At 69.3% G+C, this 7,065-nt stretch carries 4 protein-coding genes and 1 pseudogene; 3 read left to right on the forward strand and 2 right to left on the reverse strand.

All coding sequences use genetic code 11. The features are described from left to right. The first annotated feature begins 64 nt into the window (after positions 1-64). Positions 65-1,414 carry a S41 family peptidase gene (locus K7W41_RS22160; RefSeq protein ID WP_224612618.1) on the forward strand — a complete coding sequence of 450 codons (1,350 nt, stop codon included), beginning with the start codon at positions 65-67 and terminating at the stop codon, positions 1,412-1,414. 648 nt (positions 1,415-2,062) lie between these two features. On the opposite strand, the gene K7W41_RS22165 is transcribed toward K7W41_RS22160, so the two are convergent. Next, positions 2,063-3,202 (reverse strand): MFS transporter, encoded by a 1,140-nt coding sequence (locus K7W41_RS22165; RefSeq protein ID WP_224612627.1) that lies wholly within the window; start codon positions 3,200-3,202, stop codon positions 2,063-2,065. A gap of 140 nt (positions 3,203-3,342) precedes the next feature. Then, positions 3,343-5,520 (reverse strand): APC family permease, encoded by a 2,178-nt coding sequence (locus K7W41_RS22170; protein WP_224612619.1) that lies wholly within the window; start codon positions 5,518-5,520, stop codon positions 3,343-3,345. A 216-nt stretch (positions 5,521-5,736) separates the two neighbouring features. Between K7W41_RS22170 and K7W41_RS22175 the strand changes: the two genes are divergently transcribed. Continuing rightward, positions 5,737-6,633 (forward strand): MBL fold metallo-hydrolase, encoded by an 897-nt coding sequence (locus tag K7W41_RS22175; protein ID WP_224612621.1) that lies wholly within the window; start codon positions 5,737-5,739, stop codon positions 6,631-6,633. A gap of 48 nt (positions 6,634-6,681) precedes the next feature. Continuing rightward, a pseudogene (locus K7W41_RS22180) lies at positions 6,682-7,065 on the forward strand (hypothetical protein); the annotation flags it as partial.

Here is a 7,065-nt window from a genome sequence, read left to right on the forward strand (position 1 = left end):
GTAATGGCGGTCGCAATTGTGCCCCACCAAATTCCCATCTGTTCAGGGCAGAATAAGGGGGCCAATGACTGCTCCTGCCCGCTCCACGCCGCGCCGCCCGGTCCGGCCTGTTTCGCTGCTCCTTCGCGCCGCGCGTGCGCCGGGCTTGGCCGCGCTGCTGCTGGGGGCGTCACTGTCGTCGGGGGCGGCCGCGCAGGGCGTGGTGTCGCCGGCCCAGCATGTCTTTAACCAGGTGAACCAGCTCATTCAAAGCGAGTACGGCGGACTCTCCACGGTGGACCGCGCCGCCCTCACCCGCGAGTACCAGGGGCGCCTGGACGCTGTGTGCTCGCCCAGCCCCAGCACCTGCGAGGAAGCCAAGGCCTATCCGGTTCTGGAAGCCGAGCTGACCGCGCTGGGCGACGACCACTCGTTTTTTCAGACCCCCGAGGACTACCGCGAATTTGTGGCCAGCGCCACGGGGGGCAACCGCCTGCAGTTCGGTGTGAAACTGGCGCGCCTGGACGGCCAGAACCGCGTGGTGACCGAAGTGGTGCCCGGCAGCGCCGCTGCAGAAGCGGGCCTGAAGCGGGGCGACGTGCTGCTGACCCTCAACGGGCAGCCCTACGTGTACGAGGACCTGCGCCGCGCGCGCGAAGAGGGCCGCACCATCACCCTGGGGGCGGAGCGCCAGGGCCAGCCGCTGACCGTCACCGTGACCGCCCGCGAAAGCAGCACCCGCGACCTGCCGCGCCTGAGCTTTGTGCCGGGGGCCGGCAGCAGCGAGGTGGCGGTGCTGCGGATTCCCACCTTCCTGTCGGGCGGCGGCGTGGCCCAGGGCGTGCATGACCTGGTGGGGCAGGCGCAGGCACGCGGCGCCAGCGGCCTGATTGTGGACCTGCGCGGCAACGGCGGCGGCAGCCTCAGTGAATGCGACAGCGCCGTGAGCGCCTTTGTGCCCAGCCTGACCCGCGTGGCGCGCAGCCCCGACGGCAACGAGCGCACCGTGGTCAGCCGGGGCACCCGCGTGGAATCGGGGCGGGTGCTGGGCAGCGTGCGCAACCCCAACCTGTGGACCGGCCCGGTGGCGGTGCTGGTGGACAGCGGCAGCGCCTCGTGCAGCGAGTTCTTTGCCTTCGAGATGCAGTACGCCCGGCGCGGCCCGGTGATTGGCGAGGAAACCGCCGGGGTGGGCAACACTGCCACGCGCGTGTGGCCGGTGGGCGAGGGCGCGGTGCAACTGACCATCCTGAACTACGCCAAACCCGACGGCACCCCGTACCCCCAGAGCGTCCGGCCCGATCAGGCGCGGGTGCAGGGTGAGGCCGAGGTCCGCCTGCTGACCCAGGGCACCGACGCCTTGCTGCAGGCCGGCGTGCAGGCGCTGCAAAGTGCCCCCACCCTGAGCCTGGATCCGTTCCGCACCCGGCCGTAGGCGTGGCCTGACTGGCCTCCCCGCCCCCACCGGTTTGGTGGGGGCGCTTGCTGTGGTTTGGGGAGGCGACGCCGCACTCTGCACGGCGGCTGGCGTCGCCTCCCCAGCCTCTGCCAGGCCGCAGCGGGTTCAAGAGAACCGTGAGGAGAAGCGGCGTCCGTCGCAACAGCGTGGGGGTTCCTGGAACGGGAGTGGGCCCTGGACAGGACCGCGGGCCGGTTCATCTGGTGTCTGGTCAATCACGCCTTTCCCGGCAAGCGATGTTCCTCTTCGTTCTGCGGCGCCGCTTGGCAAGTCCGCTGAGATTGCACAGGTTTTGTCACTGCTTAAGTCACTCGCTGTTGACCTTGAGATCAACCGAGCGGGCTGGAACAGCTGCGCCGCAGAGCGAGAGGCGAAACAAGGACCTCGCCCCGAGCATGGAAACGTTTCGGCGCTCTTCTGATACGGACTGCCGTCCATTTCCGTCACATCCAGAAAAGAACTGGATGTTCCCCGCCTGCGGCGCTGTGCCAGCCCAACTCCCGGAAATCCGTATTTTTTCCCTCTCCCTCTGGTCGGAAAAATTCCATAACTCGTTACGGAATTTTTCGGAAGGCGTATGAAACGTTGAAATGGGAGGGGCGAGGTCCTTAACCGGAAGCCGTATCAGTCGGTGTGGGTCTGCCCCTCGTCCAGGCCGCGCAGGGCCCAGCGCAGGCCCAGGGCGCTCAGGGCGCCGATGGCCGCCAGGGTCAGCCAGGGCAGGGCGGGCCACCCCAGCCGCGCGCCAGCGTCGACCAGGGCGCCGCCCAGCACACTGCCCACCGCGCCCCCCGCCCCCAGGGAGATGGCCGCGAAACCAAAGTAACTGCCCACCAGGCCCGGCGGCGCAAAGCGGGCGGTGAGGGTCTGCTGGGTGGGGTACACGATCATGGTGCCCAGGCTGTACAGCGCCACGCAGGCCAGCAGCGCTGCAAAGGTGTGCGCCAGGCTCATCAGGCCCAGGCTCAGGCCCACGAGGCTGACCGCCGTCACCAGGGCGGTGCGGGTGGGCAGGTGCCGCTCGGTGAGTCGCAGCAGCGGGTACTGCAGCGCCACGGCCAGTCCGGCCGACAACCCGTACAGGGGCCCGGTGGCGCCGGTGCCAGCCAACGCCACGGCCTTGAGCGTCACCGCCACGTTGATCTGCGTGCTCAGAATGAAGTAGCCAATCAAGACCAGGGTAAAGCGCCGGAACCGCACGTCGGCCGCCGCCTGCCGCAGCCCGGCCAGCCCGCTGCCGGCTGGCGCGGCGGGGCGCAGGTGCGGCAGGGTGGCCGCCAGCACCAGTCCGGCCAGCACGTACACGCTGGCCGCCACCAGGGCCGCCGTGCGAAAGCCCAGGCCCAGCAGCGCCGCGCCGATCAGGGGCCCCGTGACCATGCCCGCGTTGCCCGACAGACTGGTCAGGCTGAACATGCGCGTGCGGTGCTCGGGGCGGGTGACCTGGGTGATGGCCGCGTTCTTGGGGGCGTCAAACAGCCCGCCGCCAATCCCTGCCAGCAGCGCCGCCGCCAGCAGGGCAGGAAGGGTACCAGCAAAGCCCATGCCGGCAAACCCCAGGGTGCGCAGCGCGCAGCCCCACAGAATCAGCGGTTTGGGCCCCAGCCGGTCGGCCCACGCCCCACCAAACACCGTCAGGCCCTGCTGGGTCAGCTGGCGCAGGCCCAGCACCAGCCCCACGCTGGCCGCGCTCCAGCCCAGCCCACCAGGGCCGCTGAAATGCACGGTGACCAGTGGAATCACTGCAAAGAAGCCCCCCCACATCAAAAAGTTCGCCCCAATGAGGCCCAGTTGGGCGCCAGAGGGGCGAAATGGGGCGGGGGAGGACGCAGCGCTCACGCCGGGCAGGCTACACCCGGCGCCTGGCCAGGCAGGTGTTCGTCTGGCAGGAACAGGGGCGCTGGCTAGCCGCCCACGTGCACTTTGGGCCGGCGGCGCTCCTCACGCTCGGCCACACGCAGGATTTCGTGGGTGAGCGGCGGAATGTCGCCTTCACCGGCCAGCAAAAAGCGCAGGGCGTTGACGGCCGGTCCCTTCTGGCTCCATTCAAAGTAGACGTGCGGCGGCGTGCCGGTCAGGTCGCGCACGTGCAGCAGCACCGCCGCCAGGGTGTTGGGCACGCTGGCGCCCGTGGCGCGCAGAATCAGGTGGGGGCCCACCCGCACCCCGGTCACGGGCACGCGGGTGCTGAAATCGCTGGCGTCACGGATGGCCACTTCCAGAAACAGCGCCGCCTCGCCGGGGCTCAGGTGGTTGCCCAGGCGCACGTCCAGGGCTTTTTCGCGGTATTCCAGGTCGTCACCCTCGTCGAGGTGGTTGGCGATAAAGCGCACCGGCAGGCCCTGGGCACTCACCTCGTCCAGCATGGTGCGGGCGGTGCTGTCCATGTCCACCCGCTGCACGCGCAGTTCGGTGCTGCGGCTAACCCGAGAGGCGACGCTGATCACCAGAATGGCGCCGATAAACAGCAGGGCGATGTACAGGCCCTCGGGGCGCTCGCTGACCGTCACCACACTGGTGTAGATGAAAATGGCGCTGATCAGGGCAAAGACGGCGGCGGCCCCCCGGTGGTTCCGGCGCCATTCGGTCAGAAAGACCGCCACGGCCGCCGAGGTCATCAGGGCCAGCACCCCGGTGGCGTAAGCCCCGGCCTGGGCGTCCACGTTGGCCTTGAACAGGATGGTCACCAGCGCGCTGATGCCCACGAACAGCAGCACCAGCGGCCGGGTGGCGCGCGCCCAGTCGGGGGCCATGCCGTAGCGGGGCAGGTAGCGGGGCACGATGTTCAGGAGTCCTGCCATGGCCGAAGCGCCCGCAAACCACAGGATCAGGATGGTGGACACGTCGTACAGGGTGCCAAAGCCTTCGCCGAAGCGCTCGTGGGCGAGGTACGCCAGCGCGCGCCCGTTGGCCTTGCCGGGCGGGGTGTCCACCGTCACGGTGGTGGTTGAGCCGGCCGGGGTCACCGTGACTGTCAGCGGCACCTGCCCGCCCACGGTGGCGGCGTCCACGGTGAAGGTGCCGGTGCGGCCCTGGGGCACGGTCAGGCTGTAAATCTCGCGCGGGCGGGTGGGGTGGTCCAGCGGCACGTTGACCACGGCGCGCCCCGCGCGCAGGTCAGCGCTGTTGACCGCCTTGGTGACGCTGGTGGCGGCCCAGAATTCGTGCCGGGGAATCAGCAGCGTGGTCACCACCGCCGAGGCCAGCAGCATCACCGACATGATCAGCGCGGCGCTGGTCAGCAGTTTCTTGGCGTTGCGAATGCGGCCCAGTGGTTTGCTGTTGGTGTCGCCGGGATCGCCTTTGACCAGCGGCATGACCACCACGCCCGTTTCAAAACCCGAGAGGCCCAGCGCCAGCGCCGGAAACACCAGCAGCGCGCCCCCAAGAATGGCCAGCGGGGACGCGTAGGCCTGTCCCAGCGCACTCCACCAGCCGCTGAGCAGTTCGGGGCGCTGCGCGACTTCCAGCAGGCCGTGCCCGGCGACCACCACGCTCAGGCCCAGGTACGCCACCACGATGCCCACGGCGATGCCCACCGCCTCCTTGAAGCCCTTGAGAAACACCGCGCCCAGCAGCGCCAGCAGCAGCAGCGTCACCGGCACCTGCCGCCCTTCCAGGGTGGTTCTCAGCAGCGGGTTCTCGATCAGGTGGGCGGTGGCATCGGCCGCCGAGAGCGTGATGGTGATGATAAAACCCGTGGCCACAAAGCCAATCAGGGTCAGCACCAGCACCTTGCTGGGCCAGTAGCTCAGCAGCCGCTCCAGCATGGACAGGCTGCCGTCGCCGTGGGGGCTCTCCTCAGCCACGCGGCGGTACATGGGCAGCGCCCCAAACAACGTGACCAGCACCAGCACCAGGGTGGCCACGGGCGACAGCGCGCCGGCGGCCAGCGCGGCAATTCCGGGCTGGTAGCCCAGGGTGGAAAAGTAATCCACGCCGGTCAGGCACATCACTTTCCACCACGGCTGGGTGTGGTGCTGCGCCTGCGCTTGCTGCTCTTCTTCGTAAAAGCCCTGCTGTTCAGGTTGGTTCGTTTCCAGAAACCACTTCATGAACGGGCTGCGTTCGCCGGAGGCCATGAAGGGCAGCCTACACCCGCAGAGCTTGGGGCATGGGTGGGGTTGTGCCGCCCTGTCTCCTCATCTGGGGGGTGGGATAAGGCTTGGCGTGCCCCAGAGGAAAGGCGTGGAGGAAGGCGGAGCCGGTGTTCAGCGTTTGTGGGAAAGGCGGCCACCCCTCTGGCCCACCTGGGCGGCTGGCCCTGATGACCGCCCGGGGAACGCTACCCTGCCTCCATGACCCTCCTTCCCCTGGGGCCGGACGCGTTTTACCTGCCGGGCGCGGTGAACAGCCTGGTCCTGGCCAACGGCCAGGGCGGCGCCCTGCTGGTGGATACCGGCCTGGACGACAGCCACGCCCGCAAGCTGCTGCGCGCCGTGGAGGGCGCGGGGCTGCGGCCCACCGCCATCCTGAACACCCACAGCCACGCCGATCACCACGGGGGCAACGCCCTGGTGCTCAGGCGCTTTCCCGAAGTGCAGGTGTGGGCGCCGCCGCTGGAGGCCGCCATCATTGCGCACCCGCTGCTGGAACCGCTGGGCCTGTTCGGCGCCCGGCCGCCGCGCGAGCTGCAGACCAAGTTTCTGCTGGCCCCCGCCAGCCCGGCGCGGCCCCTCCCAGGAACCGGCCCGCTGACCCTGGGCGGCGTGGCCCTGGACCTGCTTGCCGTCCCGGGCCACGCCGCCGAGATGGTGGCGGTGCGCGTTGGTGAGGTGCTGTACGCCGCTGACGCCCTGTTTGGCCCAGACGCCCTGGCCAAGCACCCCCTGACGTTCTGCGCCGATTCCGCCGCCCAGAAGGCAAGTGCGGTGGCCCTAGGGGACCTGGCGGGCGTGGGGCTCACCCTGCCCGGGCACGGCGAGCCCACTGCCGACCTGCCGGGGCTGGTGGCGGCCAACCTCGCGGCGTATGAACAGACGACGCGGGCGGTGCGGGCCGCCGTGGCCGAAGGCCCAGCAACCGTAGATGAGGTGCTGGCGCGCGTGTGTGCCGCCCTGGGGGTCACCATGACCACGGCGGGCGCGGTGGTACTCAACCGCGCCGTGGTCAGCGCGCACCTCACCGAACTGCTGGAGGCCCATCAGGTCGCCCTGACCATCGATGGTCAGCGCCTGCTGTTCGCGCGTGCGTGAAGAAATGCCGTATAGGCCACAGCCGGGGCCCAGCGGTACGGTGACCGCATGACCAAGAAGAGTGGCGCAATCAAGAAAGCCCAGGACGGCCAGAAGGCCAGCACACGCGCGGCCAAGGGCGCAGGTGCCCAGGCCCGGGGCGCGGCCGAGGACAGCCTCACCACGGCGCCCAGTGACAACAAGCCGGTGTCGGCCCAGCCCACCGGGCAGGCCAACGCGGACGCCGCGCACCTGAACGCCACGAACAACGCGCTGGTGGACCACGCTTACCTCACCGAAGACGAGTTCGGCACGGTGGCCGAAACGCTGCAGCGCAACCTCGCCACCACCATCAGCCTGTACCTGAAGTTCAAGAAGTACCACTGGGACATTCGCGGGCGTTTCTTCCGCGACCTGCATCTGGCCTACGACGAGTTCATTGAGGAAATTTTC

It is taken from the genome of Deinococcus multiflagellatus (genome assembly GCF_020166415.1).
Taxonomy (GTDB): domain Bacteria; phylum Deinococcota; class Deinococci; order Deinococcales; family Deinococcaceae; genus Deinococcus; species Deinococcus multiflagellatus.

Coding starts and splice junctions, on each gene's coding strand:
- K7W41_RS22165 (WP_224612627.1), bottom strand. CDS start 3,202: ATGTGGGGGGGCTTCTTTGCAGTGATTCCACTGGTCACCGTGCATTTC.
- K7W41_RS22160 (WP_224612618.1), top strand. CDS start 65: ATGACTGCTCCTGCCCGCTCCACGCCGCGCCGCCCGGTCCGGCCTGTT.
- K7W41_RS22170 (WP_224612619.1), bottom strand. CDS start 5,520: ATGGCCTCCGGCGAACGCAGCCCGTTCATGAAGTGGTTTCTGGAAACG.
- K7W41_RS22175 (WP_224612621.1), top strand. CDS start 5,737: ATGACCCTCCTTCCCCTGGGGCCGGACGCGTTTTACCTGCCGGGCGCG.